This window comes from Synechococcus sp. ATX 2A4 (genome assembly GCF_024346375.1).
Taxonomy (GTDB): domain Bacteria; phylum Cyanobacteriota; class Cyanobacteriia; order PCC-6307; family Cyanobiaceae; genus MW101C3.
Genome location: NZ_JAGQCV010000001.1, coordinates 281,851 through 308,037, shown reverse-complemented (window position 1 = coordinate 308,037; position 26,187 = coordinate 281,851). Strand labels below are relative to the sequence as shown.

The window sequence follows — 26,187 nt, the reverse complement described above, 5'->3', positions numbered from 1 at the left end:
AGCTCAGACGGTGAGCGGCTGGCGCAGGGCCCGCAGCGGGTACCGCTGCAGGATGCGGCTGGCCATCTGTGGCGGGGTGAGCCCCAGCGCCTGCTTGCTCTGCTCGGGGCTGGCATGATCCACCAGCGCATCAGGAATGCCGATGCGCAGCACCGGCACCAGCACGTCGTTGTCGTTGAGGGCTTCCACCACGGCAGCGCCGAAGCCACCGGGCAGGGCACCTTCTTCCATGGTGACCACGCGGCCGATGCGCTGGGCCAAGGGAACGATCAGGGATTCATCGAGAGGGCGCAGGAAGCGGGCATTCACAACGGCTGCCCGCACACCCTGTTCCTGCAGCAGACCGGCGGTGGCCATGGCCGGGTACACCATGGCGCCGTAGGCCACGATCAGCAGGTCGTCGCCATCGGCGAGCTGTTCGCCACGGCCGATCGCGATCGGTTCCCAGCCTTCCTCCACCAGCGGCACGCCTTCGCCTTCGCCCCTGGGGAAGCGGATGGCGGTGGGGCCGGTGTGGGCGATCGCGGTGACCAGCATCCGCTGCAGCTCGGCTTCATCCTTGGGCGCCATCACCGTGAAATTGGGAACGGCGCGCAAGTAGCTGATGTCGTACTGGCCCTGGTGGGTGGGGCCGTCGGCACCGACGATGCCGGCGCGGTCGAGCACGAAGGTGACCGGCAGCTTCTGGATGCCCACATCGTGGATCAGCTGGTCGTAGGCGCGTTGCAGGAAGGTGCTGTAGATCGCCACCACGGGCTTGACGCCGTTGCAGGCCATGCCCGCCGCCATGGTGACGGCGTGCTGCTCGGCGATGCCGACGTCGAAGTATTGGTCGGGGAGCGCCTTCTCCAGCAGATCAAGGCCGGTGCCCGTGGCCATGGCGGCCGTGATCCCCACCACGGTGGGATCCAGCTCGCAGATCTTCACCAGCGTCTGGCCGAACACCTTGCTGTAGCTCGGTGGTTTCGGCTTGCTGGAGGGGTAGGCCTTGCCGGTTTTCAGATCAAAGGCCGACTGGGCGTGATACGCCACCTGATCGGCTTCGGCGTAGGGATAGCCCTTGCCCTTGGTGGTGACCACGTGCACCAGCACCGGGCCTTCGCAGCGATGCGCCGCCTGGAAGGTGCGCATCATGCCGGCGATGTCGTGGCCATCGACCGGGCCCATGTAGGTGAAGCCCAGCTCCTCGAACACGGCGCCCACCTTGGGCACCGAGAGCCGCTTCATGCTCTCTTTGAGGGTCTTGAGCTCAGGCGGCAGTTCGCCGTGCATGAACGGCAGATGCTTCACCGCCTCTTCGGCGCTGCCGGAGAGAAACTGCAGCGGCGGGCTCAGCCGCATGCGGTTGAGATAGGTGGAGAGCGCACCCACCGGCGGTGAGATCGACATGTCGTTGTCGTTCAGCACCACCAGCAGCCGGGTGTGCGGCAGGTGGCCGGCATGGTTGATCGCCTCCAGCGCCATGCCGCCGGTGAGGGCTCCATCGCCGATCACCGCCACGCACTTGAAATCCTCGCCGCGCCGATCGCGGGCCAGGGCCATGCCCAGGGCTGCCGAGATGCTGGTGGAGGCATGGCCAGCGCCGAAGGCATCGAACCGGCTTTCGCTGCGCTTCAGATAGCCGGCCACGCCCCCTTGCTGACGCAGCGTGTCGAAGCGGAGGTAGCGGCCGGTGATCAGCTTGTGGGGATAGGCCTGGTGGCCCACGTCCCACACCACTTTGTCGTGATCGAGATCCAGGGTTTGATAGAGCGCAAGCGTGAGCTCCACCACACCGAGGCCAGGGCCCAGATGGCCGCCGCTGCTGGACACCACCTCCAGGTGACGTTCCCTGATCTGCCTCGCGATGCCTTCCAGCTCGGCGACGCTGAGCCCATGCAACTGATTGGGATGGCTCAGCTCGCTGAGATGCATGCCCCGGCCTGTTCAGTACAGGTCAATCTACGGTCCCCCTCCCGCCGGGCGGCGGCAATGGTCACCAATGGGCAGGGGAAGGCGCGGCCGCAACGGCGGCGAGCCGCCTGCGGGCGAGCGGTGAGCGACCTGCAGGCTGCCGCTGGCCGGCGCTTGTCACACTGGGTTGATGAGTGATTATCTCCAGCGGATTCTGCGCGCCCGCGTCTACGACGTGGCGATCGAGTCGCCGCTTGAGGCGGCGCCAAATCTCTCGCGCCGCATCGGCAACACCGTGCTGCTGAAACGGGAAGACCTGCAGCCGGTGTTCTCGTTCAAGTTGCGCGGCGCCTACAACCGCATGACCCACCTCAGCGCCGATGAACTCGAGCGGGGGGTGATTGCCGCCAGTGCGGGCAACCACGCCCAGGGGGTGGCGCTGGCGGCCGACCGCCTGGGCTGCAAGGCCGTGATCGTGATGCCGCTCACCACACCGGAGATGAAGGTGCGTGCCGTGGCTGCCCTTGGGGCCGCGGTGGTGCTCCACGGCGACACCTACGACGAGGCCTGCCTGGAAGCCCGGCGCCGCGCCCTTGAGGCGGGCCTCACCTTCATCCATCCCTTCGACGACCCCGAAGTGATCGCCGGCCAGGGAACGATCGGCCTGGAGATCCTGCGCCAGTGCTCGTCCCCCCCCGATGCGATCTACGTGGCGGTGGGCGGCGGCGGCCTCATCGCCGGCATCGCCGCTTACGTGAAAAGCGTGTGGCCGGAGGTGGAGGTGATCGGTGTGGAGCCGGTGGATGCCGATGCCATGACCCGCTCGCTGGCGGCTGGCCGGCGCATCCGCCTGGAGACGGTGGGCCTGTTTGCCGATGGGGTGGCGGTGCGGGAGGTGGGCGAGCACACCTTCGCGTTGGCCCAGCAGCACGTGGACGCCATGGTGACGGTGACGACCGACGAGATCTGCGCAGCGATCAAGGACGTGTTCGAAGACACCCGCTCGATCCTGGAGCCGGCCGGCGCCCTGGCCATCGCCGGCATGAAGGCGGATGTGCAGCGCCGTCAGTTGCAGGGCCGCACCTTGGTGGCGGTGGCCTGCGGCGCCAACATGAACTTCGACCGGCTGCGCTTCGTGGCCGAGCGGGCCGAGCTGGGCGAGGCGCGCGAAGCGATGGTGGCCGTGGAGATCCCCGAGCGGGCCGGCAGCCTGCGGCAGCTGTGCGAACTGCTGGGCTCCCGCAGCCTCACGGAGTTCAGCTACCGCATGGCCGATCCGAAGCTGGCGCACATCTTCCTGGGCGTGCAGATCAGCGGCGCCGACGACACCGCCGCTCTGATCGCCCAGCTGCAGGCCAGCGGCTTCGCCTGCCTCGATCTCAGTGGTAATGAGCTGGCGAAGCTGCATCTGCGCCACATGGTGGGGGGGCGTCGTCCCCAGAGCTTCAGAGGCGAAGGGCAGGAGCTGCGCCAGGAATTGCTCTACCGCTTCGAATTCCCCGAGCGGCCGGGTGCCTTGATGGCGTTCGTGAACGCCTTGCATCCCAGCTGGTCGATCAGCATTTTTCATTACCGCAACCAGGGCGCCGATGTGGGGCGGATCGTGGTGGGGGTGCAGGTGGAACCGGAAGACAACGGCGCCTGGCAAACCTTTCTCGATGGGCTGGGCTACCGCTACTGGGACGAGACCGATAACCCGGCCTATCGCCTCTTCCTCGGGCCCGTGCTGCCACCGATCCCCGCCCTGGCCTGAGCCCGAACGGCTGCGGTACGTTCGGCCCAGCTCCTGCTGGTCGGCTCCATGTCCAGCGACGACACAACGGGCCCGGCCTCCCTGTCGCTGGCGGCGCGCATCGAGGCGATCCTCTATCTCAAGGGACGGCCGTTGGACCTGGCCGAACTGGCCCGGCTGGCCAGCCTCGATCCTGCTGTGGCGCTCAGCGCCGAGCAGGTGGAGCTGGCCCTGATCACGCTGATGGCCGACTACGCCCATCGGGACACGGCCCTGGAGATCCGCCAGGAAGGGCGCCAGTACAGCCTGCAGCTGCGCGAGAGCCTCAGCGGCCTGGTGCAGAACCTGCTGCCGGTGGAGCTCTCCACCGCCACCCTGCGCACGCTGGCCACCATCGCCCTCAAGAAGCGCATCCTGCAATCCGATCTTGTGGAACTGCGCGGTTCCGGGGCCTACGACCACATCAAGGAACTGCTGGCCCAGAACTTCATCGAACGCCGCCGCCAGAGCGACGGCCGCTCCTACTGGATCAGCCTGAGTGAGAAGTTCCACCGCACCTTCGCCCTGCGCGGTGTGGCCGAGCTCCCCAGCGGCCGCACGCCACCGCTCGCCTCCCCATAAAGTCGGAGAACGAGCCGATGGCGCCCATGACCCTGACGATCCTGAGCCAGTTGTTTGCGGTGCTGGCCCAGACCCTCAGCATCTACAGCCTGGTGCTGTTGGTGCGGGTGTTGCTGAGCTGGTTCCCCAATCTCGATTGGAGCAACCCGGTGCTGTCCACCGTGAGCTCGATCACCGACCCCTACCTCAATGCCTTTCGGGGGCTGATTCCGCCGATCGGTGGCCTTGATCTGTCCGCCCTGATCGCCTTCCTGGCGCTCAGCCTTGGCCAGAGCCTGCTGGGCGCAGCAAGTGGCTCGCTGATGGGCTCCACTTTTGGTTAAGTCAGTCGGTTAGGTCAGTCGAGTCGGTCAGTCGAGCGGCTGATCGACGCCGGTGAGTCACCCAGCTGATTGCAGCAGCCCATTCAGCGAGCTGGCGCTGGCCCGATCAACCCAGCTCCTGATCCTGCACCGCCTGCTCCAGCGGCAGCAGTTCATCCCCTTCTGCCGCGCGTGTGCGCACCGGGGCGCTGAAGCCATGGGCCCGCGCCTTGCGCACCTGCAGTGGTTCGGGGGTGCCGGCAGGAACAGCCAGGCGCAGCGCGAATTCGGAGCGGCCCGGTGGCACATCACCGATCGAGCCCACCCGGCTGCGGTTCTGCAGCACCGGCTCCCCGCTGGCATCCACGATCACCGCGAACACATCGGTGTCCACAACGGGTTTGCGGCCCGGGTTCACCACCACGCCCCGCAGCGCATAGCAACTGGCTTCGGCGGCCCGTCGCAGGGTGGGTTGGGCGCCCGCATCGGCGGCTGGGCAGGCGTCCAGGGTGACGTCGCTCACCACCAGATCGGCGGCCCAGCCAGGCGACACAGGACCGAGCAGCACCAGGCCCAACAGCAGAGGGGCCAACAGCAGAGGGGCGAACTGCAGGGGGGTCAGGAGTGGCCCCAGCAGGCGCTGAAGAAGCCGATCACGCAGGTTTGGCATGGCACTCCCGGGTGGCAGGGGACGAACAATCAATCGTGGCGGGGTGGCTAAGCGCGGCTGGGCGCGCATGGCCCACGGTGCATGCCGCCTGTGGGTGCTGTTGGCTTCAGCGCTGATCGCCGCTGCCGCCGATCACGTTGCGTTGCTGGCGGTCGGCCAGCTTGGCGAGATTGGCGCTGGCAACGGTGTCGAGATCGAAACCGAGCTCGCTTGACAACTGAGCCACGTACCAAAGCACGTCACCCAGCTCCAGCATGATTGCGCCGCGCACGTCTGCGTCGAAACTGCCGTCCCCATCGCGCAGCACCTTCTTGACCTTGTCGGCCACTTCGCCGGCCTCGCCGCAGAGCCCCAGGGTGGGATAGATGGGATTGCTTCCCACCGAGGGGTAGCGGGCGGTGGACCGCGCTTGCTGCTGATAGTGGTTGAGCTCCATGGCGGCGGTTGCGGCGGATGCCCGGTGGTTTCGGATGGTAGTTTCCGCTCACCGTCCGGCGCTCTGATGGCTCCTCCCGATCTTTCGCGTCGTACCAAGATCGTGGCCACGATTGGTCCGGCCACCGAAAGCCCCGAACGGCTGCGGGCGCTCATTCACGCCGGTGCCACCACCTTTCGGCTGAACTTTTCGCACGGCGATCACTCCGAACACGCCCTGCGCATCGCCACCATCCGCCAGGTGGCCCATGAGCTGGGCATCCATGTGGGCATTCTGCTCGACCTCCAGGGGCCGAAGATCCGGCTGGGCCGTTTCGAGCAGGGTCCGATCACCCTCGCCAACGGCGATCCTTTTGCGCTCACCTCCAGGGAGGTGACCTGCACGCAGTCGATCGCCACGATCACCTACGACAAGCTCGCCGATGAGGTGCCCACCGGCAGCCGCATCCTGCTGGATGACGGCCGCGTGGAGATGGTGGTCGACGCGGTGGATCAGGCGGGCCGCACCCTCCATTGCACCGTGGTGGTGGGGGGCGTGCTCTCCAACAACAAGGGGGTGAACTTCCCCGACGTGCAGCTTTCGATCCGGGCACTCACCACCAAAGACCGTCAGGACCTCGCCTTCGGGCTGCAGCAGGGGGTCGACTGGGTGGCGCTCAGCTTTGTGCGCAATCCCTCCGACATGCAGGAAATCCGCGAGCTGATCGCCACGTTCGGGCACAGCACCCCGGTGATCGCCAAGATCGAGAAGTTTGAGGCGATCAATCAGATCGATGCCATCTTGCCCCTCTGTGACGGCGTGATGGTGGCCCGCGGCGATCTCGGCGTGGAAATGCCCGCCGAAGAAGTGCCCCTGCTGCAGAAGGATCTGATCCGCAAGGCCAACATGCTCGGCATCCCGATCATCACGGCCACCCAGATGCTCGACAGCATGGCCAGCTGTCCGCGGCCCACCCGCGCCGAGGTGAGCGACGTGGCCAACGCCATCCTCGATGGCACCGATGCCGTGATGCTCTCCAACGAAACCGCCGTGGGTGATTACCCCGTGGAAGCGGTGGCCACCATGGCCCGCATCGCTCTGCGCATTGAACGCGACTACCCCACCCGGCATGTCGATTCGCACATGGCCAGCACGATCCCCAATGCCATCAGCCAGGCGGTGAGCACGATTGCGCGCCAGCTGAAGGCGGCGGCGATCCTGCCGCTCACCAAAACCGGCGCCACCGCCAGAAATGTGAGCAAGTTCCGTCCCTCCACCACGATTCTGGCGATCACCAACGACGTGAACGTGGCCCGCCAGTTGCAGCTCGTGTGGGGGGTGAACCCCCTGCTGATCAGCAACCAGGAATCCACCACCAGCACCTTCACCCTGGCGATGGGTGTGGCTCAGGAGCAGGGCCTGCTCAAGGATGGCGATCTGGTGGTACAGACCGCCGGCACCCTGGCGGGTGTCAGCGGCTCCACCGACCTGGTGAAAGTGGGCATTGTTTCGGCGGTTCTGGGCCGTGGGCTGGGCATCGGCGATGGCTCGGTGAGCGGCCGGGTGCATGTGGCCAACAGCCCCGAAGACGCAGCCCGGCTTGAGGCCGGCGAAATCCTGGTGGTGCGCGAAACCACCGTGGCCTACGTGGAAGCGATCCGCAAATCGCGGGGAGTGATCGCCGAAACGGAGGGCAGCGAGAGCCATGCCGCCGTGATTGCCCAGCGGCTGGGCGTGCCGGTGATCGTCGGTGTGGCCAATGCCACCACCGATCTGCGCCATGGCGAGTTCGTCACACTGGAGCTGCGGCAGGGCCTTGTGCACCGCGGCGCCCGCAACCACACCCAAGGCGGCCGGCAGAGCCCCGAGATCTGATCCGCCAGGCCCCTCTGACCCGCCCGGGCTCCGGCCAGCCTGGCCATGATGGGCCCTTAATCCGTTTCAGGCATGGCATCAAAGCTGCCCATGGGTGAAACCATCCGGATGGCGCTCTCCACGCTGGGAGCCAACCGGATGCGCAGCCTGCTCACCATGCTTGGCATCGTGATCGGCAATGCCTCGGTGATCACCCTGGTGGGCGTGGGCAAGGGAGCCCAGAACCTGGCGGAAGGGCAGCTGAGCACCCTGGGCGCCAACGTGCTGTTCGTGGTGCCCGGCAACAACGACACGCGCCGCCAGGGGCTCGAAAACCCCCGCACCCTGGTGCTGGAAGACGCCGAAGCGATCGCCTCCCAGGTGCCTTCGGTGCGGCGGGTGGCTCCCCAGATCACCATGAACCTGGTGGTGCAATCCGGTGGGCGTAGCTCCAGCTCGTCGGTGTCAGGCATCACGCCCGAATTCCTGCCGGTGCGCCGTTTCGAGATCTCCCAAGGCCGCTTCTTCAGCGAGGAGGATCTCAGCTCGGCCCGCAACGTGGTGGTGATCGGCCCGGATCTGCGCAACAAGTTGCTGCCCGGCGATTCCCCGATCGGCAAGGTCCTGCGCATCCGCGACCAATCGTTCGAGGTGATCGGCGTGATGGCGGCGAAGGGAGCCGTGTTCGGCAACAACCAGGACGAAGCCGCCTACATCCCGCTCACCACCATGGTGAGCAAGCTGAGCGGCCGCGACCCCACCTTCGGGGTGGTGCTCACCTTCATCAGCGCGGAAGCGCGCGATGAGGCCAGCACCGGTGCGGCCAAGTTCCAGATCACCAACCTGCTGCGCCAGCGCCACCGCATCCTGCGCGAGGACGATTTCGCCGTGCGCTCCCAGCAGGATGCGCTCTCGATCGTGGGCACGATCACCGGCGGCCTCACCTTGATGCTGGGCGCGATCGGCGGCGTGTCATTGCTGGTGGGCGGCATCGGCATCATGAACATCATGTTGGTGTCGGTGAGCGAGCGCACCCAGGAGATCGGGTTGCGCAAAGCGGTCGGTGCCCGCAGCGGCGATGTGCTTGCCCAGTTCCTGGTGGAGTCGCTGGTGCTGGCCAGCCTGGGTGGCCTGATCGGCAGTGCCGTGGGGCTGGCCACGGTGGCGGGGGTGGCCCGCTTCACCCCGTTGCCGGCGTCGATCGATCCGGGCAGCGTGCTGTTCACGGTGGCGCTGTCCGGCTCGATCGGGTTGTTCTTCGGTGTGGTGCCGGCGCGGCGGGCGTCGCAGCTGGATCCGATCGTGGCCTTGCGCAGCCTCTGAGCTGAGCCGGTTTGGCCCGGCGGCACAATCCCGAAAAAACATTAAGAAACCCTATTGGTGGTCACCGTGACCAAACCGCAGGCCCCGAGGGTGCGTTTATGAGAGTTCTGAGATGAGGCACCAACCGTGGCACTACTCCCCTGCGGGTATCGCAACGCGAGCGACCGCATGGTGATCCTTCGCTGCTGCGGCCCTGAAACCTTTTATCTGGAACGGGTGGCGTTCCCCTTCGAATTCCTCAGCTTTGAGGCACCCGCCAGCTGCGAAGTGGAGATCTGGACCCACAGCCTGGGCGGCCCTGACCTGATTGAAACGCTCTCGGTCAATGAGCTGCTGATGGAAAGCGAGCCGGATGTTCCGCCTGGCACGCCGGCCGGGGAGCATCAGGCGGATTCTCAGGAAACCCGCCCCACCGTGGCAGGCTGAGAGAAGCGCGGATCTGCTGGGAGCAGTCTCCTTCTGGGATTCCGAGCTTTACAGTTGTTAAAACAATCTCTCAGCCATGAACCAGCGCTGGCGTCTGATCGCACTTTGGCTCCTCCCTTTCGGGGTGGCTGTGTTCCTTGGTTGGCAGGTGCTCGGCAGTGGTGGCCCCGCTCGCTTCGCCGAGAGCACCGGTGCCGGTGTCCCCAGCGCCCGCAACACGGCTGTGGCCCGCATGAGCTACGGCCGCTTCCTTGACTACGTGGAGGCGGGCCGCGTCACCGCAGTCGACATCTACGACGGTGGCCGCAGCGCCGTGATCGAAGCGGTGGACCCGGATCTCGATAACCGCGTGCAGCGTCTGCGGGTGGATCTGCCCGGCGTGGCTCCCGAGCTGATCAACAACCTCAAAGAGAAGGGCATCAGCTTCGACATCCACCCGCCCCGTAATTCCCCACCAGCCCTTGGCCTGCTGGGCAATCTGCTGTTCCCGCTGCTGCTGATCGGTTCCCTGATCTTCCTGGCGCGCCGCTCTTCCGGCATGCCCGGCGGCCCTGGCCAGGCCATGCAGTTCGGCAAAACCAAGGCCCGCTTCGCCATGGAGGCTGAAACCGGCGTCAAATTCGCCGATGTCGCCGGCGTGGAAGAGGCCAAGGAAGATCTGCAGGAGGTGGTCACCTTCCTCAAGCAACCGGAACGCTTTACCTCCGTGGGCGCCAAGATCCCCCGTGGCCTGCTGTTGGTGGGCCCTCCCGGCACCGGCAAGACCCTGCTTGCCAAAGCGATCGCCGGCGAGGCAGGTGTTCCCTTCTTCTCCCTCTCGGGCTCCGAGTTCGTGGAGATGTTCGTGGGCGTCGGCGCCAGCCGCGTGCGCGACCTGTTCAAGCGTGCCAAGGAAAACAGCCCCTGCCTGATCTTCATCGATGAAATCGATGCGGTGGGCCGCCAACGCGGCGCCGGCATCGGTGGTGGCAACGACGAGCGCGAGCAGACCCTCAACCAGCTCCTCACGGAGATGGATGGCTTTGAAGGCAACAGCGGCATCATCATCATTGCCGCCACCAACCGCCCCGATGTGCTCGATTCGGCGTTGATGCGTCCGGGCCGCTTCGACCGCCAAGTGAGCGTCGATGCGCCCGACATCAAGGGCCGCCTTTCGATTCTTGAAGTGCACTCGCGCAACAAGAAGCTCGCCGAGGATGTGTCGCTTGAAGCGATCGCCCGCCGCACCCCCGGTTTCACCGGCGCCGACCTGGCCAACCTGCTCAACGAGGCGGCCATCCTCACCGCACGCCGCCGCAAGGAGGCCACCAGCCTCGCGGAGATCGATGATGCCGTGGACAGGGTGATTGCCGGCATGGAAGGCAAGCCGCTCACCGATGGACGCAGCAAGCGCCTGATCGCTTATCACGAAGTGGGCCATGCCCTGGTGGGCACCCTGGTGAAAAACCACGACCCGGTGCAGAAGGTCACGCTGATTCCCCGCGGTCAGGCCCAGGGCCTCACCTGGTTTGCCCCCGATGAGGAGCAGATGCTGGTGAGCCGCTCCCAGCTGCAGGCCCGGATCATGGGGGCCTTGGGCGGCCGCGCCGCTGAAGCTGTGGTGTTTGGCCACGCTGAAGTCACCACTGGCGCAGGCGGTGACATTCAGATGGTCGCAGGCCTTGCGCGCCAGATGGTCACCCGTTTCGGCATGAGCGATCTCGGCCCGGTGTCGCTGGAGGCGGGCAATCAGGAGGTGTTCCTCGGCCGCGACCTGATGACCCGCAGTGACGTGTCGGAATCCATCTCACGCCGCATTGATGAGCAGGTGCGCCTGATCGTTGACCGTTGCTACCAGGACACCCTGGAACTGGTGGGCAACCACCGGGAATGCATGGACCGCCTGGTGGAGCTGCTGATCGAGAAGGAAAGCCTCAATGGCGATGAGTTCCGCAGCATCGTGGCTGAATTCAGCGTGATTCCTGAGAAGGAACGCTTTTCGCCCCTGTTGCCAGCCACCACCACCTGATCGTTGAACGCGGGCCGGTGGATTTTGTGCCACTGGCCCGCTTTCCTTTAACCGGCGTTAACCGAAAATCACACTACCTGGGCTCGGCTTGGATAAAATACTTACCATTGCCCTGCATCATTGAGCGATATTAAATCTCCAATGGAGTCGTTCAGTCGCTACCACGGCGACGACTGGTCTCCGGAAGGTGCGGCATTCCACCAGAATCTTGAGCAATTCGCCGAACGTGTTGGCCTGATTGTTGCGCTTCAAGCCAACGGCAAAATCACCCAGGCTGATGCCTACGACCGGATTCGTGCCCTTTGGAAAGAGCTGAAATTCAGCAAGGCTTATTTGCTCAAATCAGATAAGCCTTCAGATAGGCCGAAGGAGTGAGATTCAGCTTCACTAGAAGCTGAATGTTGCCTTTCATTCGGTACGCTCATTCATTTCTTTCTTTCCGTTCGCTCATTCAGTCTGTCGTTCAGTCTGTCCTGTCGTTCAGTCCGTGCGCTGGGGCTCAATCCACCGGTCGAATAGGGCGTCGCTCGATCACCTTGTCGATCAGTCCGTAGCTGACTGCTTCTGCCGGCGACATGAAGAAGTCACGGTCGGTGTCGACCTGGATGCGATCCAGGGGTTGACCGGTGCGATCAGCCAGTTCGCGGTTGAGTTTGTCTTTCAGGAAAAGAATTTCGTTGGCCTGAATGCGGATGTCGCTCGCCTGGCCACGGGCGCCGCCGAGGGGCTGGTGGATCATGATCCGGGAGTGGTGCAGGCTGCTGCGCTTGCCTTTGGCGCCGGCGGTGAGCAGAAAGGCACCCATGCTGGCGGCCAGGCCCACGCACACGGTCTGCACGTCGGGTTTGATGTGCTGCATTGTGTCGAAGATGCCGAGGCCGTCGTAGACGGATCCACCGGGAGAGTTGATGTAAAGGAAGATATCTTTTTCGGGATCTTCTGCTTCCAGAAACAACAACTGGGCCACCACCCGGTTGGCGGATTCTGGCGTGACCGTTTCGCCGAGAAAAATGATCCGCTCGCGCAGCAGCCGGGAATAGATATCGAACGCGCGCTCGCCCCGGCCCGAATCCTCAATCACGATCGGGATCATGGACGAAAAATCAGCAACCCACCCATCTTACCGAGGGCGGTGCGCCCACTGTTCAGCGCGGGCAGCGCCTCCGGTGCGCCCCTGAGGCGTCCCTGCGGCCGGGCCCCCGTCTGCGCTGGGCATCAGCGGCCGTGGCCGCCCATCGCCGGGTGGGGGGCAGCGCTAAAGTCCAAATAACCAGGAGAATTAGTGTGGGCGCCTGCCTCACCGTCGCTGACAGCAAGCGTTCGTTCCATCGCGCCTTTCCCCATGTGATCGCGCCCCTCTACCGGCGCTTGGTGGATGAGCTGCTGGTGGAGCTGCATCTGCTCAGCCGCCAGAAGGGATTTCAAATCGATCCGCTGTTCGCGGTGGGTCTCACCCAGGTGTTCGACAGCTTTGCGCGCGGCTACCGGCCGGAGGCGCAGCGTGAACCCCTGTTCCAGGCCTTGTGTGCGGCCTGTGGCTACGAAGCTGACCACTTCCACCGGGTTCGCGATCAAGCCATCACGGCCGTTGGCGAGCACAGCGTCGAAGACGTGCGCCAGTGGATCACCGACCAGGGGGCCGGTGCGCCTGAGCCGATCGGCAGCGTGCTCCAGTCGGTGAAGCGCCCGGATTTCCACTACTCCCGCCTGTTCGCCGTCGGCCTGCTGAGCCTTCTGCAGAAGGCCAAGGGGGCCGAAGCGATCGAGCCCCTGGCGCTGCGCCAGGCTGCCCATGAGATCGGTGAAGCAATGGGTCTGCTCAAAGACCGCGTCGACAAAGACCTCAACCTCTATGCCACCAACCTCGAGAAGATGGCGTTGGCCGTTGAATTGATGGAGGAAACAGTGGCCGCCGAGCGGCGGCGGCGCGAGCGCCAGAGCCTTGAGGCCGCCGCTGATACTCCTGCCGCGGAGGCTGGTGTGGCCGTGGCTTCTGCCGCCGCTGACATGGCGTCGGGCCCCGAAGCGGGCAGCGGTACCGCGGCACCCAGCGCCTGACGCTCGCTTAGGTGCTGGGTGCCTTGGGTGCTGGGGTTTGCTGGGTCACCCGTCAGGGGTTGGCGGGTGATTCCTTGGCACCAGGCGCCGGTGCTGCCCCCAGTTGCAGCGATCCGGCCAACAGGGCGTGGGCATTGGCTCCGCCTTCGCTGGCGGCTGGCCAGCGGGCCAGCAGTTCCAGCTGATCCGACTGCTGCAGCACCGGTGGCAGGGCCGGGGGCAGCAGTCCGAGGGCGGCCAGCGCCTGGGGCCTGGCCCGCAGCCGTAGCGCTTGGGGCACCTGCTTGGTGGCCGCGCTCTCCTGTTCAGGCAGCGTTGCTTCCGGTGGCGGCGCAGCCGGCAGTGGTGCCGCCGGCAGCGCCGGCGGCAGTGACCCCAGGAAGAAAGCCAGCAGGGGCGGGTCGCCGGTAGGAGGCCGGATCCAGCGCCATCCCCCCACCACGGTGCCGTCCTGACGCAGCCACACACCGGTGGGCAGCTGGGCGGCAATGGTGCTGGGGGGGGCTTCCGCGCCCGCCGCTGCTGCCGGCAGCTGCTCCACCAGCCCCTGCTCCTTGAGCGCCTCGCGCAGCTGTGCCAGCCACTGGATCCACTCCTGCCGCTGTTTGCCCACCTGCAACTGCAGCTCGAGGGAGGCTTGAAAGACGCCCGCTGGCTGGGGGCTCAGGCGCAGCCGGAACGGACTGCCGCCCAACCGCAGCAGCAGCGTTTCCTGTAGCCCGTAGCGATCGACCAGCGGCTGGCGGATCAGCTGGCGGCTCAGCAGGCCTTCAAAGAGCAGATCGAGGCGATCCCCCTCCACGTCGAGCAGCAGGGCTGCAGGCAGGGGCTGACGCGGTGGCACGGCCGGCAACCTGGGCAGCGCTGCGGCGGCGGCCTTGCCGGACCCTGTGGCTTCTCCCTGCCAGGTGAGGCCGGTGGCATCGCCGCCCAGCACCAGACACCCCTGCTGGAAACGGCCCAGCAGGGGCGCCAGGGGGCCGCTGAGCTGGTTGAGAGCGGTGCCGGTCCAGGCCACTGCCTGGGCGGAACGCAGCTGCTCAACGCAGCGCTTCTCCATCCCCTTCGGTGGGCGCGTGGAGCGGCTCAATTGCTGCTGCAACTGCTGCCGGGACAGGGGGTCAGCGGCGATCACCAGCAGGTCGTCGACGCGGAAGCTGTTGGCGGGCAGGGCGCGCTCTGGACGCCCTTCGAAGGCTCTGTCACTGATCGCGAGCAGGGTGCCGCCATCGCCGCTCTCCCCCCACAGTTGCCACCACTGCCCCTGCTGCCGCGCCCACAGCCGGGTGGCCAGGGGCACCGACAGCCGTTCCTGCCACAGGGAGGGCACCGGGCGGCTGGGCGCGGCGGCGAAGCTCTGAATCAGAGAAGCGACGGGGACCAGCCGCTCGAGGCCGGCGGCATTGGAACGCGGGAAGCGTTGCAGCAGCAGCGCCGGCAGCAGCAACAGCACGATCACGCCGCTGGTGACCGGCAGGAGCAGACGCAAGCGTGGCCGGCGGGGCAGGCGCCAGCGGGGCAGCCGCAAGCGGGGCAGGCTGAGGCTCATGCGGGCAGCGCCTCAGCAGCGATGGATCCGTAAAGGGTGGTGCGTTGCCGCACCGGGCGGCCCAGGCTCGTGGCGGCGGTGCTCAGTTCTTGGGGGGTGCGGCTCGTGCCGCCGGTGGCGCCGGCCATGGTGGTGATGTGCTCTTCCATCAAGGTGCCGCCGATGTCGTTGCAGCCCCAGCGCAATGCCTCGGTGGCGCCATCAAGGCCGAGCTTCACCCAGCTGGGCTGATGGTTCACGAACCAGTGCCCCAGCAGCAGGCGGGCCTGGGCGGTGAGGGCGAGCATGGCGGCGTGGTCGGGTTGATCGCGGCCCACCCGGCGCCGCAGCGGCTCAGGCGCGGCCGCTCCGATGAACGGCAGCAGCACAAACTCGGAGAAGCCAGCCACCCCTGCCTGCCAGGCCCGCTGCTGCAGACCCACCAGCGTGAGCCAATGGGCGACGCGATCGGCGGCGGCTTCGATGTGGCCCGCCATCAATGTGGCGGTGCTGGCCAGGCCATGGCGATGCACCTCAAGCACCACTGCACACCAGGCTCGCGCCGACAGCTTTTCAGGGCAGAGCTGGCGCCGCACCTGCGGGCTCAGCACCTCAGCGGCGGTGCCGGGCACCGAGCCCAGGCCCGCCCCGCGCAAGCGCTGAATCACTGCATCGAGTGGGCAATCGTCCTGCTCGGCGATGAACAGCAGCTCCTGGGGCGAGAAGGCATGCAGATGGATGCCAGGAGCGGCTTCCAGCAAGGCTGCCAACAGCGTTTCGTAGTAGCGCAGGGCGCTGCCCCTCTCGCGGGCCAACGGGTTGAGACCGCCCTGCAGGCATAGCTCGGTGGCGCCCCAGGCCTGGGCGGCGCGGGCTTTTTCCTGCAGCAGCTCGAAGCCATGCCAGAACGCTCCTTCCGCGCCGGCATCCCGGCGAAAGGCGCAGAATCCGCAATGCTTCACGCAGTGGTTGGTGAAGTTGAGGTTTCGGTTGATCACGTAGGTGACGGTGTCTCCCGCCAGTTGCCGGCGAAGCGCATCGGCGGCGCGCTGGAGGGCAGCGGCTGGCTGATCGCCGCTGCAGATCGCCAGGGCTGCACCGGGATCGGGGAGCTGCCCGTTCAGATCGGCCAGCCTGGCGATCAGCTCTGCCGTGGGCATGGACCGCCAGGCATCGGCAGCGCTGGGCGGTGGCGGCGGCACTAGCACGGCACCCGCTTCGCGCCAGGCCCATGGCGCGATGGGCCGAACTGGAGCGAGGGTCATCGACGCGGGCTGGCGGCGCGCTGACGGCGGCGGCGATCCCGCCACTCCACGGTGGACAGATAGACGACGCCGCCACTGACGAACACCAGGAGCATCGAAGCCACGACCGCCAGGGCATTCGTGAGCGTGAAGGCGGTTTCAGGCATCAGTTGCGCCGGATGTTGCTCAGAAGTTGATGCTGCCGTCGCCGTTGCGGCCCCACACCACCATGGCGATGGAGAAGCTGAAGAGGGCGGCGAGTGAGGACCAACCCAGGGTGATCAGCATGGCGTGGACACGGCTTTGACTCGGCGCACTTTACCTAAGCTGCCCCCTTGCCGGCAGCGGCCGGTGGTGATGGCCATGGTTCGTCTCTTCTTCGCCAATCCACGGGCTGTGGCCGCACCGGGCCGAGCCGCCACGGTGCTGGAGCCGGTGCGCCTGCAGCAGCCCTATCCCCACTTCAAGGTGGTGGTGCTCGACGACGACGTGAACACCTACCAGCATGTGGTGGCCTGCCTGATGACCTACATCCCCGGCATGCAGCCGGATCGCGCCTGGGCCCTGGCCAAGCGCATCGACACCGAAGGTTCGGCAGTGGTGTGGAGCGGCCCGCAGGAGCAGGCGGAGCTTTATCACCAGCAACTCGCTGCCGAAGGGCTGACGATGGCGCCCCTGGAGCGGGGATGACCCGCTCAGGACAGATCGCGCGTCAGCGAGGAGAGTTCCAGCAGGTTGCGCATATGAACGGAGCCGGTGCCGGCATCGAGCACGAAGCTGATCACCCGCCCCGGGCACACCGCCAGGCCCTGGATCCGGTGCCCCTGCGCCACAACCGCCTTCACCACCTGAACAGCTTCACCACGGTGCGAGCTGAGCTGACGGGCGATGGAGGCGCGGGTCTGGAGCATCAGGAAGCCGTCCGAAGTGTCATGGTTTTAACAGTTCCTGCGGCCTTTTCTCATGAAGGACACTCTTTGATGGGTCGCGTGGTGATCACGCACAGCACCTACATCGAGGGGCTGATCCCGGTGTTGCGGAAACTGGCGGCTGGTGAGGGCGTCGACACCGTGACACCGGCGGTGATCACGCGTGTGAAAGGGCGCAGTCCCAGCTTGCGGCTACGGGTGTCGGCGCCGATCCGGGGTGGCTTCAAGCTGCTGGCGCGCAGGGGAACCACCGCCCAGGAGGTGTTCGTGGTGACCACCCTGGAAAAGGACGCGCTTCAACACAGGCTCGATGGGCTGCTGGACGCTTGATGGGGTCTGCAGGGATGTTGAGCCGGGCAGGGCCCGGGCTCAGCAGGCTGATCACCAGCAGGCCGAATCACGAAGGGAGGATCGCCAGCAGGCTGCACACGAAGCGGCGATCACCAGCGGGCGGATCAGCAACACGCTGCGGAGCTGAGCGCCGGACGATCAACGGGTCCGGTGAATCCAGCCTAGTGAACCCAGCCTGGTGAACCCAGCTGCGCTGAAGCTGAAAAGGGTGAACCGCCATGCCGTCTTGCCCCAGATTTCGACCTGGAAGAACCAGAGGGGCAGGCAAAGCGGGGCTTCGTTTCCAGCAACAAGGCCGGCATACGTCACCGTCGCGACAGACCACCCACGTCGAAGAAGGAGTCAGATCAGAAAACTGTGAAAGGCAGTCACCAACACAGCAGTCCGCCCACACACTAAGGCCTTTCCTCAGGGGGCAGCGGCCAGATTGCACGCACCTGATCAAGGCGTTGCATGGCTTCCTGCTGGCGTGGCTCCGGCTGCTGCTGGGTCAGCAGCAGGGTGACGTGACCGAGCTTGCGGCCCGGGCTGGACTCCCGTTTGCCGTACCAATGCACGCTGGCTCCGGGCAGGTCGGCCAGGGCCTGGCGCTGCTCCTCGTAGGACGACGCGGCGGTTTCGAAGCCGAGCAGGTTGACCATCAAGGCGCCGGGCAGCTTTAAGGCCGTGTCACCCAGCCCGAGGCCCTGCACGATCCGCACCTGCTGCTCGAACTGGCTGGTGACGGTGGCTTCGATCGTGTAATGGCCGGAATTGTGGGTGCGGGGCGCCAGCTCATTCACCTGGAGCCCGGCCGGGCCGTAGAAAAACTCCACCGACAGCACCCCGGCGTAATCGAGCGCCGTGAGCAGGGAGGCCGCCATGTTGCGGGCGCGCGCTTCCACTGCATGGCTCACGTTGGCGGGGGCGAGCACCCAGTCGCAGACGCGGTTGTGCTGATGGGTCTGCACCAGCGGAAACGCGCGCACATTGCCGCCGCGATCCCGGCAGGCCACCAGGGCCAGCTCCTGCTCGAAGGCCACGAACTCTTCCAGTAACCACTGCTCAGGCGGCACGCGCTCCACCAGCAAGGCCAGTTCCTGGTCGTCGTGGATGCAGGCGGTGCCGCGGCCGTCGTAGCCGCCGGTGGCGGCCTTGGCCATCAGCGGAAAGCTGAAGCCCTGTGGCAAGCGGGGAGCGCTGGGTTCGGGCGGGTTGGGGGCCTCTGCGGTGCCGCCCTCAGCCGTGGCCGGCGGCCATCCCTCGCCACCGGGGCCACCCGCTTGCTGGGGCAGCGAATCGGCAGCCAGCCCTGCTGGAGGAGTCAGCACCGCTTCGAGTGGAATCCAGCGGGGGGAGGCCAGCTGCAGGCGGTCGAGCAGTTCCCGCTGGCTGCGCTTCGACACCAGCGGCTGCAGCGCCTGCAGCCGCGGCACGAACACCACCCCCTCCGCTTCGAGTGCCGCCAGGGCGTCGAGGTTGAGCCATTCGTTCTCGAAGCTGATCGCCTGGCAGAGAGCGGCCAGGGCCCGGGTACCGGCCACATCGTCGATGGGGGCTTGCACCACGCTGGTGGCCAGGGCTGCAGCCGGATCAGTGGCCAGCGGGGTCTGGACGTGAAGCTCAACGCCCAGGCGCTGGGCTGCCTCCGCCAGCATCAGGGCCAGTTGGCCGCCCCCCACCACGCCAATGCTGCCACTCATGCCTGCTGCCCCAGATGGTGGTCCGCCGGGGCGGCCGAGCAAGCGAGCAGCCTGACATCCGCCGCGCCCATCCTGCTCAGGTGAGGCTGCGGTCGCCGGCCAGCAGATAGCGGAGCATCGAGAAGATCAGCACGATCAGGAACAGGGCCAGGCCCACGGTGCAGGCATAGCTGATCTCCAGCTCCGAGAAGGCCTGGTCGTAGACGTAATAGACGAGGGTGCGGGTGGAATCAGCCGGCCCCCCCTGGGTCATCAGGAACACCTCCTCGAACACCTTGGTGGCTGCGATCGCCGAGATCACCGCCACCAAGGTGATGTAGGGGCGCAGCAGGGGCAGGGTGATGTCGAGATGGCTGCGCCAGCCCTCACTGCCATCGAGGGCCGCCGCCTCGTAGAGCTCCGCGGAAATCCCCTGCAGACCGGCCAGGAAGATCACCATGTAGTAGCCCAGGCCTTTCCACAGGGTGACCAGCATCACCGCCGGCAAGGCCAGCAGCGGACTGGTGAGGAAGCCGATCGGTTCGAACGTGCTGCCCAGCAGGGCCGCCAACCAGCCGTTGATCAGGCCGTTTTCGGCATACAGCCAGCGAAAGGCGATCGCCGCCACCACGATCGACACCAGCACGGGTGTGTAGAACGCGGCCCGGAACCAGTGGATGCCCGGCAGGCTGCGGTTCACCAGCACCGCCAGCGCCAGCGAGCCGAACACGATCGGCGGCACCACCCCCACCAGATAGAGGAAGGTGGTGCCCAGCACCTGAAAGAACACCGGGTCGGTGAGCAGGCGGCGGATGTTGGCGAGGCCCACGAACCGCAGCGGCTCGCTCATGTCGAGGCCGGTGGCGGTGAAGCTGATCACCAGGGCCATCGCCGCCGGCACCAGCACCGACACCGCCAGCAGCAGCAGCGCCGGCGCCAGGAACCCCCAGGGGGTGAGCCTCCGGCCGATGGCCACTGCCATCGGCGTGGCCGCGCGCGGTGCTGATGGGCCGTTCATGGCGCCATTGTGGGAGATCAGCGCGCAGGGGCCAACGCCTTGGGACACCCGCAGTCGAGCGTGTCGCCGCAGGGCTCGTTGCAGCCTGGCGCCTCGCCGCAGGGCGTGCTGCGTGAGGTGTTCGGCTACGAGGCCTTCCGCGGCCCGCAGCAGGCGATCGTGGAGCACGTGATAGATGGCGGCTCAGCCCTGGTGCTGATGCCCACCGGCGGCGGGAAATCGCTTTGCTATCAGATCCCGGCGCTGTGCCGCCCTGGGCTGGCGGTGGTGATCTCGCCACTGATCGCCCTGATGGAAGACCAGGTGGAAGCCCTACGGCAATCGGGGGTGCGGGCGGCGGCGCTGCATTCGGCGCTGGCGGCCCAGGAGAGCAGCGCCATCTGGCGCGCCCTGCAGGCCCAGACCCTGGATCTGCTGTATGTGTCGCCGGAGCGGTTGCTGGCCGGTGACCTGCTCGAGCGGCTGGCGGAGCGCCCCCTGGCGCTGTTCGCCATCGATGAAGCCCATTGCGTGTCCCAGTGGGGGCACGATTTCCGGCCGGAATACCTGCAGCTGGCGGAACTGGCGGCCCGCTTTCCCCAGGTGCCGCGGCTGGCGCTCACTGCCACCGCCGACCCGCGCACCCGCGACGAGATCGTGGCGCGGCTGGCGCTGGAGCAGGGCCGTGTGTTCACCGCCAGCTTCGATCGCCCCAACATCCGCTACCTACTGCGCGACAAAGACGACGCCAAGGCGCAGCTGCTGACCTTCCTCGAAGCGCACCGCGGCGATGCCGGCATTGTGTATGCCCGCTCCCGCGCCCGGGTGGACCGCTTCGCCGTCGACCTGCGCGCCGCTGGCCACGACGCCATCGCTTATCACGCCGGGCTGGAGGCGCAGCAGCGCAGCGCCGCCCTCGGCCGTTTCAGGCGGGACAGCGGTGTGATCGTGGTGGCCACGATCGCCTTCGGCATGGGCATCGACAAGCCGGACGTGCGCTTCGTGGCCCACGTGGATCTGCCCAAGAGCCTGGAGGCCTACTACCAGGAAACCGGCCGGGCCGGCCGGGACGGGCTGGCGGCCACCGCCTGGATGGTGCACGGCGCCGGCGATCTGCCGCAGCTGCGGCGCTTCATCGACGACTCCGAGGCCGAGCCGGCCCAGAAGCGGATCGAGCACGGAAAACTGGAGGCCCTGATCGGTTTCAGCGAAGCCCCCGGCTGCCGCCGCCAGGTGCTGCTGGCGCACTTCGGCGAAACCCTTGAGCAGCCCTGCGGCAACTGCGACCGCTGCCTGGAGCCCCAGGAGCGCACCGATGTGACGATCCCGGCCCAGAAGGCCCTGTCGGCGGTGTATCGCACCGGCCAGCGCTTCGGCGCCGCCCACGTGGTGGACGTGCTGCTGGGGGCGGATACGGCCCGCCTGCGGGCCCTGGGGCACCACGAACTGAGCGTGTACGGCATCGGCAAGGAACTCGACCGCGGCCAGTGGCGCACCCTGCTGCGGCAGCTCACCGCCACTGGCCTGCTGGAGCCGGTGCCTGATGGACACGGCGGTCTGCGCTGGGGGCCCGAGCCCCAGGTGCGGCCGCTGCTGCGCGGCGAACAGCGGCTGGAACTGCCACTGCCGCCCCCGCGTCAGGAGCGGCGCTCGCGGTCGCGCAGCGGCGCGCTGGCTGCCGCTGCCGGAGCCGGGGCAGGAGCAGAGGGGCAGGACGCCGATCTTGAGCTGCTGCAACGGCTCAAGGACTGGCGGCGGGAACAGGCGCGCGAGCAGGCGGTGCCTCCCTATGTGGTGTTCCACGACCGCACCCTGGTGGAGTTGGCCGCGCGGCGGCCGCTCCAGATCGCGGAACTGGCGGCGATCAGCGGCATCGGCGCTGCCAAGCTGGAGCGTTACGGCAGCGCCCTGCTGAGCCTGCTCAACAGCGACAGCTGAGCACCGCCGCAGGAAGCCGCGCCTTACCTTCAGCACGATCAGACCCCCCTCCGTTCGCAGGGTCTCCGCAATGACCTCCAGCCAGCCCACCAGCTTCCGATCCGACCGCACCCCTGGCCCGGCCGCCATGCCGGGGCTGCCGTTGCGCACGATCGAGGTGGCGCTGGCCAGCAACCCCTACACGGTGCGGATCGGTGACGGGGCCCTGGAGGCGCTGGGTGCCCTGCTGGAGGAACGGGGCTTCGCGGCCGGCACCCAGGTGCTGCTGGTCACCAACGCTGAGGTGGATCACCACTACGGCGCCCGGGCGCTGGCCAGCCTGCAGCGGCATGGTTTCCGCCCCACCCGCCTGGTGATCGCCGCAGGGGAAGAGCACAAGACCCCCGCCACCGTGGCCCTGATCCACGACGCGGCCTACGCGCAGCGGCTGGAGCGGCGCTCGCTGGTGGTGGCGCTGGGTGGCGGTGTGGTGGGCGATATGGCGGGCTTCGCTGCCGCCACCTGGCTGCGCGGCATCCCGGTGGTGCAGGTGCCCACCACCTTGTTGGCCATGGTGGATGCGGCGATCGGCGGCAAGACCGGCGTGAACCACCCCGGCGGCAAGAACCTGATCGGTGCCTTTCACCAGCCGGAGCTGGTGCTGGTGGATCCCGCCACGCTCGTCACCCTGCCGGAGCGCGAATTCCGCGCCGGCATGGCGGAAGTGATCAAGTACGGGGTGATCGGTGACCCGGTCCTGTTCGCTGATCTGGAGTCGGCGGCGGACCTCTCCAGCCTTGAGGCGATCGGCCCGGCCCGCCTGCAGCGGCTGCTGCAACGCTCGGCGGCCGCCAAGGCGCGGGTGGTGGCGGCCGATGAACGGGAAGGCGGCCTGCGGGCGATCCTCAATTACGGCCACACCCTGGGCCATGTGGTGGAAACCCTCTGCGGTTACGGCACCGTGATCCACGGCGAGGCGGTGGCGATGGGCATGGAGGCCGTCGGGCAGCTGGCCCTGGCGATGGGCCTGTGGAAGCCCGCCGACCAGGAGCGTCAGCGGGCGGTGATCGCCAAGGCCGGCCTGCCGCTGGCCCTGCCGCCACTGGATGTGGAGGCGGCGCTGCAGACCCTGCAGAGCGACAAGAAGGTGAACCAGGGGCAGCTGCGCTTCGTGCTGCCCACCGGCATCGGCCATGTGGTGATCCGCAACGACGTGGATCCGGCCCTGATCCGCCAGCTGCTGGCCGGCGCCCTCTGAGTGGCCCTCGCCACGCAGTTCCAGCCCGGGTTCAGGCGCTCGGTGGTGCCCCTTGTTGCTCGCTGGTCTGGGCCAGCAGCAGCCCCACCATCAGCGAGAGCGTCTGGCGGTTGCCGCCCGCGGAGCGCCAGGCCTCCAGCCACACCTGCAGCGGCGCTGATTCGTTGTGGGTGCCATGGCCATGGCCGGCGGTGCCATTGCCAGCGCCAGGCTCCGCCGACAGCCGCTCCAGGAAGGCCGCAGCGTCGTCGAGGCAAGAGGGTCCCTTGCCGAAGCCATCGAGGCGCGGATCCAGGGCCGCCAGCAGGGTTTCCAGCTGCTGCCGGCTCAGTGGCGGCAGCTGGGGCGGACCATCGTGGCCATCATTGAACAAGGGAATGCCGCGAAATGCTGACCAAGCATCGCGGCAAACCTGCCAAAACGTCACGGCGTCTGGCGGGTGAACAGCCCCAGACCGTTGCGATCGAGGTTGCCGACCCGCACGGTGGTGAGCGCTCCGCCGGCCCCGGCCTCAAAGGTGACCGCTGCCGGGCCGAAGGCGTTTTCGCCGCGGGGCTGGTACGAGAAGGTGTTGCCGCTCACGGGCGTGAGCGCGAAGCGCTGCGGCGTCGGGCCGATCAGCAGCTCAAGACCGTCGGCCCCGCGGCGGATGGCGAGCGGGCCGAAGTAGTCGTTGGAGTAGCGGCCCACATAGCGCTCCAGCGGCAGCGGCGGCGCTGCGACAGCGGGGGCCACCACGGCGGGGTAATCCTGCTCGAACATCTCCTTGAAGATGCCCTGCAGCAAGGGGAGGTAGTCACGGCTGACCTCCCCCGCCACCGCCAGATCCAGAAAGCTGAGCGCCACCGCTTCCGGCAGGCCCATCGGCTGGCCGTTGGTGAGCACCACGATGCCGAGTTGTTCGGCAGGCAGCAGATACACGGCGGTGGCGGCACCGAGGGAAAAGGCACCGGAGTGGGAGAGCTGCACCAGCCCTGCGCCGTGCTGGCCCACATTCCAGCCGAGCCCGTAGAGGCTGGCCGCATCGGTGGCGGGATCCGCCGGCGGGATGCTGATCACCTGCGGGCGATGGGTTTCGGCCAGGGCGGCGGCCTTGATCACCGGCTTGCCATCAAAGCGGCCGCCGTTGAGCTGCAGCCGCAGCCAGCTGCCCATGTCCCGCGCTGACGCGCTCACCCCGCCGGCGGGAGATTGCGCATCGGCATCGCGATCGAAGCGCGCCACCCAGCCCTGGGGGCTGGGCACATGCAGCCGGGCGCGGTTGGGCTCGGCGATCAAGGCGGCATGGCTGGAGGAGGTGCGCGTCATGCCGAGAGGCTGATAGAGCCGCTCGCGCGAAAGCACCTCCCAGGCGTTGCCACTGGCGCGGGCAGCGGCCTCGGCCGCGGCGGTGAAACCGAAGTTGGTGTAGGCGTAGTCGGCGCGGAAGCGATTGCCGGTGGGCAGAAAGCGCAGCCGGGCCAGCACGGCGTTCCGGTCGAAGCCGACGTCCTCCAGGTCTTCGCCGGCATGGTCGGGCAGGCCGCTGCGGTGCGAGAGCAGATCGCGCAGGGTCACATTCGGCGCCGTGCCGGCCGGACCGATGCGGGCTTCAGGCAGGGTGCGCAGCACGGGGTCGTCCCAGCCCACCACCCCATCCCCCACCAGGGCCGCCACCACAGTGCTGGCCATGGGCTTGGAGAGGGAGGCCAGTTGGAACACCGTGTCGGGGTCGACCGTGCCTGCCTGCCCGGCTGTGCGCACGCCGTAGCCGCGCAGGAACACCAGCTGATCCTTGTGCACCACCGCGATCGCCATGCCCGGCACACCGGTGCGGCGCTGCATGGAGGTGGCCAGGCCATCAAGGCGCTTCAGGGCAACGGCAAGGGCTTGCGCGGTGACCCGCTGCGCCGGTGCCTTCGCCTGGGCGGCGGGAGCCCCGGCAAAGCCCCCGACGACGAGGTTGCCGGCGAGGCTGCCGGCCAGCAGGGCGGCCCCCAACAGCAGGCGGGGAAAACGAGAAGGCACCGACACCAGGGCACAGGCAGCACGGCCGGAAGCTAAGCCCACTGCCCGAATCTGGCCCGGCGGGCGTCAGGGCAGACGGTGCCGTCAGGGGAGACCGTGCCGTCAGGGGAGATCGTGCCAGCCAGCGGGCATACTCATGACGGACCAACATTTCACGGTGGTGGTGCCTTCGGGCAGGGGTCTCGGGTGGTGGTTCACCTGAGGCCTTTCCATTGAGCGGGGTTGGTTGGCTTCAGCCGGCGGCTGTGACGAACGGCAATGGCGCCGACTGATCTGCAGGGCATCGCTGGAGCGATCGCCCAGTTGTAGGCAGCCGATCGCAGCTGGATCCAGCCACCATGGCGATCTGGCCTAAATTCAAAACCTCTGCGTCAAGCAGGCATGACAGCCAGGCCGAAGCAAGATTTCTTTCTGTTTTTGATTGGCGGTGCCTTTTTCGCCGCCGGGATCTTTCTGTTCACCAACCAGGTGATGGTGGGATCGGCGTTGCGGTTCTCCGGCGGCGGCTTCGCTGGCCGCACCTTCGGTGGCGGATTTGGTGGCGGCTTCAGTGGGGTGGTGGCCCAGGGGGTGGGTGAGGGCTTCGGCCTGCTGGTGTTACTCCTGGGCATCGGCGTCTGCCTGCTGTTCTCCGGCACCTACCGCCGCGCCGGCTGGTTTCTGGTCTGGGCGTCTTCAGCGGCGGTGGGCGTGGGGGTGCTGCACAGCCTCTTCATCAGCTTCCGGCCCACCACGCTCTGGAGCCTGGCCACGATGGTGGTGATGATTGCCGCTGGCGGCGGCCTGATGTTCCGCTCTCTCTCCAGCTATGCCGGCGAGGGGCATCACCGCAGACCCGACGCCGATGGGCTCGGTGCTTCGGGCGATTCCAGTTCCAGCGCCGACGACCTTGCTGCCGCCGAACGGGAACTGGAACGTCTGCGCCGGGAGCTGGAGCGCTCGGCCAACCGCTGACGGCCAGCGCAGCCATGGGCCCAACACCCCGACTGGAAC

27 protein-coding genes and 1 other RNA gene are annotated in these 26,187 nt (G+C 67.2%); 14 read left to right on the top strand and 14 right to left on the bottom strand.

Translation table 11 applies throughout. From position 1 onward, the window contains the following. Window positions 1–3: 3 nt before the first annotated feature. Window positions 4–1,914, bottom strand: coding sequence for a 1-deoxy-D-xylulose-5-phosphate synthase (gene dxs, locus KBY97_RS01465; RefSeq protein WP_255144866.1), 1,911 nt, complete (start codon window positions 1,912–1,914; stop codon window positions 4–6). Between the two features lie 169 nt (window positions 1,915–2,083). Here dxs and ilvA point away from each other — a divergent pair, with 169 nt between their 5' ends. Genes ilvA through KBY97_RS01450 form a run of 3 tightly spaced genes read left to right on the top strand, consistent with a single transcriptional unit; the run spans window position 2,084 to window position 4,569 of the window. Beyond that, the gene (gene ilvA, locus KBY97_RS01460) at window positions 2,084–3,646 is read left to right on the top strand and encodes a threonine ammonia-lyase, biosynthetic (RefSeq protein WP_255144865.1); all 1,563 of its coding nucleotides are present in this window, start codon (window positions 2,084–2,086) and stop codon (window positions 3,644–3,646) included. Between the two features lie 48 nt (window positions 3,647–3,694). Next, a complete protein-coding gene (scpB, locus tag KBY97_RS01455; RefSeq protein ID WP_255144864.1) occupies window positions 3,695–4,246 on the top strand; it encodes an SMC-Scp complex subunit ScpB in 552 nt (183 codons plus the stop codon). 26 nt (window positions 4,247–4,272) lie between these two features. Beyond that, on the top strand, window positions 4,273–4,569 hold the full coding sequence (locus tag KBY97_RS01450; protein ID WP_399217074.1) for a YggT family protein: 297 nt from the start codon (window positions 4,273–4,275) through the stop codon (window positions 4,567–4,569). Between the two features lie 106 nt (window positions 4,570–4,675). Here KBY97_RS01450 and KBY97_RS01445 read toward each other — a convergent pair whose 3' ends face one another. Together KBY97_RS01445 and KBY97_RS01440 are read right to left on the bottom strand one after the other, a co-directional pair. Next, window positions 4,676–5,218 carry a hypothetical protein gene (locus KBY97_RS01445; protein WP_255144863.1) on the bottom strand — a complete coding sequence of 181 codons (543 nt, stop codon included), beginning with the start codon at window positions 5,216–5,218 and terminating at the stop codon, window positions 4,676–4,678. A gap of 106 nt (window positions 5,219–5,324) precedes the next feature. Further along, window positions 5,325–5,654 carry a nucleoside triphosphate pyrophosphohydrolase family protein gene (locus tag KBY97_RS01440; protein WP_255144862.1) on the bottom strand — a complete coding sequence of 110 codons (330 nt, stop codon included), beginning with the start codon at window positions 5,652–5,654 and terminating at the stop codon, window positions 5,325–5,327. 66 nt (window positions 5,655–5,720) lie between these two features. On the opposite strand from KBY97_RS01440, the gene pyk reads away from it, so the two are divergent. From pyk to KBY97_RS01415, 5 genes are all read left to right on the top strand, one after another. Further along, window positions 5,721–7,508, top strand: coding sequence for a pyruvate kinase (pyk, locus tag KBY97_RS01435; RefSeq protein ID WP_255144861.1), 1,788 nt, complete (start codon window positions 5,721–5,723; stop codon window positions 7,506–7,508). A gap of 72 nt (window positions 7,509–7,580) precedes the next feature. Continuing rightward, the gene (locus KBY97_RS01430; protein ID WP_255144860.1) at window positions 7,581–8,810 is read left to right on the top strand and encodes an ABC transporter permease; all 1,230 of its coding nucleotides are present in this window, start codon (window positions 7,581–7,583) and stop codon (window positions 8,808–8,810) included. A gap of 126 nt (window positions 8,811–8,936) precedes the next feature. After that, a complete protein-coding gene (locus tag KBY97_RS01425) occupies window positions 8,937–9,236 on the top strand; it encodes a DUF1830 domain-containing protein (protein WP_255144859.1) in 300 nt (99 codons plus the stop codon). A 76-nt stretch (window positions 9,237–9,312) separates the two neighbouring features. Beyond that, window positions 9,313–11,244, top strand: a complete 1,932-nt coding sequence (gene ftsH / locus KBY97_RS01420) for an ATP-dependent zinc metalloprotease FtsH (protein WP_255144858.1) — start codon at window positions 9,313–9,315, stop codon at window positions 11,242–11,244. Window positions 11,245–11,364: 120 nt separating this feature from the next. Continuing rightward, window positions 11,365–11,619, top strand: coding sequence for a hypothetical protein (locus KBY97_RS01415; RefSeq protein ID WP_315857126.1), 255 nt, complete (start codon window positions 11,365–11,367; stop codon window positions 11,617–11,619). A 124-nt stretch (window positions 11,620–11,743) separates the two neighbouring features. Here the strand turns inward: KBY97_RS01415 and clpP are convergent, their stop codons facing one another. Then, the gene (gene clpP, locus KBY97_RS01410; protein ID WP_255144857.1) at window positions 11,744–12,337 is read right to left on the bottom strand and encodes an ATP-dependent Clp endopeptidase proteolytic subunit ClpP; all 594 of its coding nucleotides are present in this window, start codon (window positions 12,335–12,337) and stop codon (window positions 11,744–11,746) included. A gap of 191 nt (window positions 12,338–12,528) precedes the next feature. Between clpP and psb29 the strand changes: the two genes are divergently transcribed. Continuing rightward, window positions 12,529–13,302 (top strand): photosystem II biogenesis protein Psp29, encoded by a 774-nt coding sequence (gene psb29 / locus KBY97_RS01405; RefSeq protein ID WP_255144856.1) that lies wholly within the window; start codon window positions 12,529–12,531, stop codon window positions 13,300–13,302. Between the two features lie 52 nt (window positions 13,303–13,354). Here the strand turns inward: psb29 and KBY97_RS01400 are convergent, their stop codons facing one another. The 4 genes from KBY97_RS01400 to petN all read right to left on the bottom strand — a co-directional run bounded on the left by KBY97_RS01400 (window position 13,355) and on the right by petN (window position 16,362). Beyond that, entirely contained in the window at window positions 13,355–14,851 is a 1,497-nt protein-coding gene (locus tag KBY97_RS01400) for a hypothetical protein (protein ID WP_255144855.1), read from the bottom strand. After that, a complete protein-coding gene (locus KBY97_RS01395) occupies window positions 14,848–15,990 on the bottom strand; it encodes a CofH family radical SAM protein (RefSeq protein WP_315857127.1) in 1,143 nt (380 codons plus the stop codon). The genes KBY97_RS01400 and KBY97_RS01395 overlap by 4 nt, the downstream gene beginning before the upstream one ends. Window positions 15,991–16,091: 101 nt before the next feature. Further along, window positions 16,092–16,241: a hypothetical protein gene (locus tag KBY97_RS01390; protein ID WP_255144853.1), complete on the bottom strand. Its 150-nt coding sequence runs from the start codon at window positions 16,239–16,241 to the stop codon at window positions 16,092–16,094. 19 nt (window positions 16,242–16,260) lie between these two features. After that, a complete protein-coding gene (gene petN, locus KBY97_RS01385; RefSeq protein WP_094510511.1) occupies window positions 16,261–16,362 on the bottom strand; it encodes a cytochrome b6-f complex subunit PetN in 102 nt (33 codons plus the stop codon). Window positions 16,363–16,437: 75 nt separating this feature from the next. Here petN and clpS point away from each other — a divergent pair, with 75 nt between their 5' ends. Next, window positions 16,438–16,764, top strand: coding sequence for an ATP-dependent Clp protease adapter ClpS (gene clpS / locus KBY97_RS01380; protein WP_255144852.1), 327 nt, complete (start codon window positions 16,438–16,440; stop codon window positions 16,762–16,764). A gap of 5 nt (window positions 16,765–16,769) precedes the next feature. Here the strand turns inward: clpS and KBY97_RS01375 are convergent, their stop codons facing one another. Further along, entirely contained in the window at window positions 16,770–16,985 is a 216-nt protein-coding gene (locus tag KBY97_RS01375) for a hypothetical protein (RefSeq protein ID WP_255144850.1), read from the bottom strand. A 69-nt stretch (window positions 16,986–17,054) separates the two neighbouring features. Here KBY97_RS01375 and KBY97_RS01370 point away from each other — a divergent pair, with 69 nt between their 5' ends. Then, a complete protein-coding gene (locus KBY97_RS01370; protein WP_255144849.1) occupies window positions 17,055–17,333 on the top strand; it encodes a DUF2103 domain-containing protein in 279 nt (92 codons plus the stop codon). Window positions 17,334–17,560: 227 nt separating this feature from the next. Here KBY97_RS01370 and ssrS read toward each other — a convergent pair. The 3 genes from ssrS to KBY97_RS01355 form a co-directional block, all read right to left on the bottom strand. Beyond that, a non-coding RNA gene (ssrS, locus tag KBY97_RS01365) (6S RNA) lies at window positions 17,561–17,743 on the bottom strand. A 6-nt stretch (window positions 17,744–17,749) separates the two neighbouring features. Then, window positions 17,750–19,036 carry a 5-(carboxyamino)imidazole ribonucleotide synthase gene (locus KBY97_RS01360; RefSeq protein WP_255144848.1) on the bottom strand — a complete coding sequence of 429 codons (1,287 nt, stop codon included), beginning with the start codon at window positions 19,034–19,036 and terminating at the stop codon, window positions 17,750–17,752. Window positions 19,037–19,112: 76 nt separating this feature from the next. Then, on the bottom strand, window positions 19,113–19,997 hold the full coding sequence (locus KBY97_RS01355; protein WP_255144847.1) for a carbohydrate ABC transporter permease: 885 nt from the start codon (window positions 19,995–19,997) through the stop codon (window positions 19,113–19,115). A gap of 75 nt (window positions 19,998–20,072) precedes the next feature. Here KBY97_RS01355 and recQ point away from each other — a divergent pair, with 75 nt between their 5' ends. Both recQ and aroB read left to right on the top strand, forming a co-directional pair. Continuing rightward, window positions 20,073–21,950 (top strand): DNA helicase RecQ, encoded by a 1,878-nt coding sequence (gene recQ, locus KBY97_RS01350; RefSeq protein ID WP_255144846.1) that lies wholly within the window; start codon window positions 20,073–20,075, stop codon window positions 21,948–21,950. Window positions 21,951–22,077: 127 nt separating this feature from the next. Further along, entirely contained in the window at window positions 22,078–23,187 is a 1,110-nt protein-coding gene (gene aroB / locus KBY97_RS01345) for a 3-dehydroquinate synthase (RefSeq protein ID WP_255144965.1), read from the top strand. 31 nt (window positions 23,188–23,218) lie between these two features. On the opposite strand, the gene KBY97_RS01340 is transcribed toward aroB, so the two are convergent. Together KBY97_RS01340 and KBY97_RS01335 are read right to left on the bottom strand one after the other, a co-directional pair. Next, window positions 23,219–23,560 (bottom strand): hypothetical protein, encoded by a 342-nt coding sequence (locus KBY97_RS01340; protein ID WP_255144845.1) that lies wholly within the window; start codon window positions 23,558–23,560, stop codon window positions 23,219–23,221. Between the two features lie 50 nt (window positions 23,561–23,610). After that, complete coding sequence (locus KBY97_RS01335; protein ID WP_255144844.1) at window positions 23,611–25,200, bottom strand: serine hydrolase; 1,590 nt, start codon at window positions 25,198–25,200, stop codon at window positions 23,611–23,613. A gap of 375 nt (window positions 25,201–25,575) precedes the next feature. Between KBY97_RS01335 and KBY97_RS01330 the strand changes: the two genes are divergently transcribed. Further along, window positions 25,576–26,148 (top strand): hypothetical protein, encoded by a 573-nt coding sequence (locus KBY97_RS01330; protein ID WP_255144843.1) that lies wholly within the window; start codon window positions 25,576–25,578, stop codon window positions 26,146–26,148. The last annotated feature ends 39 nt before the right edge of the window (window positions 26,149–26,187 follow it).

What these genes read in the sequence shown, in the direction of transcription:
- dxs (WP_255144866.1), bottom strand. Translation starts at nt 1,914, where the DNA reads ATGCATCTCAGCGAGCTGAGCCATCCCAATCAGTTGCATGGGCTCAGC.
- ilvA (WP_255144865.1), top strand. Translation starts at nt 2,084, where the DNA reads ATGAGTGATTATCTCCAGCGGATTCTGCGCGCCCGCGTCTACGACGTG.
- scpB (WP_255144864.1), top strand. Translation starts at nt 3,695, where the DNA reads ATGTCCAGCGACGACACAACGGGCCCGGCCTCCCTGTCGCTGGCGGCG.
- KBY97_RS01450 (WP_399217074.1), top strand. Translation starts at nt 4,273, where the DNA reads ATGACCCTGACGATCCTGAGCCAGTTGTTTGCGGTGCTGGCCCAGACC.
- KBY97_RS01445 (WP_255144863.1), bottom strand. Translation starts at nt 5,218, where the DNA reads ATGCCAAACCTGCGTGATCGGCTTCTTCAGCGCCTGCTGGGGCCACTC.
- KBY97_RS01440 (WP_255144862.1), bottom strand. Translation starts at nt 5,654, where the DNA reads ATGGAGCTCAACCACTATCAGCAGCAAGCGCGGTCCACCGCCCGCTAC.
- pyk (WP_255144861.1), top strand. Translation starts at nt 5,721, where the DNA reads ATGGCTCCTCCCGATCTTTCGCGTCGTACCAAGATCGTGGCCACGATT.
- KBY97_RS01430 (WP_255144860.1), top strand. Translation starts at nt 7,581, where the DNA reads ATGGCATCAAAGCTGCCCATGGGTGAAACCATCCGGATGGCGCTCTCC.
- ftsH (WP_255144858.1), top strand. Translation starts at nt 9,313, where the DNA reads ATGAACCAGCGCTGGCGTCTGATCGCACTTTGGCTCCTCCCTTTCGGG.
- clpP (WP_255144857.1), bottom strand. Translation starts at nt 12,337, where the DNA reads ATGATCCCGATCGTGATTGAGGATTCGGGCCGGGGCGAGCGCGCGTTC.
- KBY97_RS01400 (WP_255144855.1), bottom strand. Translation starts at nt 14,851, where the DNA reads ATGAGCCTCAGCCTGCCCCGCTTGCGGCTGCCCCGCTGGCGCCTGCCC.
- KBY97_RS01395 (WP_315857127.1), bottom strand. Translation starts at nt 15,990, where the DNA reads ATGCCCACGGCAGAGCTGATCGCCAGGCTGGCCGATCTGAACGGGCAG.
- KBY97_RS01390 (WP_255144853.1), bottom strand. Translation starts at nt 16,241, where the DNA reads ATGCCTGAAACCGCCTTCACGCTCACGAATGCCCTGGCGGTCGTGGCT.
- petN (WP_094510511.1), bottom strand. Translation starts at nt 16,362, where the DNA reads ATGCTGATCACCCTGGGTTGGTCCTCACTCGCCGCCCTCTTCAGCTTC.
- clpS (WP_255144852.1), top strand. Translation starts at nt 16,438, where the DNA reads ATGGTTCGTCTCTTCTTCGCCAATCCACGGGCTGTGGCCGCACCGGGC.
- KBY97_RS01375 (WP_255144850.1), bottom strand. Translation starts at nt 16,985, where the DNA reads ATGCTCCAGACCCGCGCCTCCATCGCCCGTCAGCTCAGCTCGCACCGT.
- KBY97_RS01370 (WP_255144849.1), top strand. Translation starts at nt 17,055, where the DNA reads ATGGGTCGCGTGGTGATCACGCACAGCACCTACATCGAGGGGCTGATC.
- KBY97_RS01360 (WP_255144848.1), bottom strand. Translation starts at nt 19,036, where the DNA reads ATGAGTGGCAGCATTGGCGTGGTGGGGGGCGGCCAACTGGCCCTGATG.
- KBY97_RS01355 (WP_255144847.1), bottom strand. Translation starts at nt 19,997, where the DNA reads ATGGCAGTGGCCATCGGCCGGAGGCTCACCCCCTGGGGGTTCCTGGCG.
- aroB (WP_255144965.1), top strand. Translation starts at nt 22,078, where the DNA reads ATGCCGGGGCTGCCGTTGCGCACGATCGAGGTGGCGCTGGCCAGCAAC.
- KBY97_RS01330 (WP_255144843.1), top strand. Translation starts at nt 25,576, where the DNA reads ATGACAGCCAGGCCGAAGCAAGATTTCTTTCTGTTTTTGATTGGCGGT.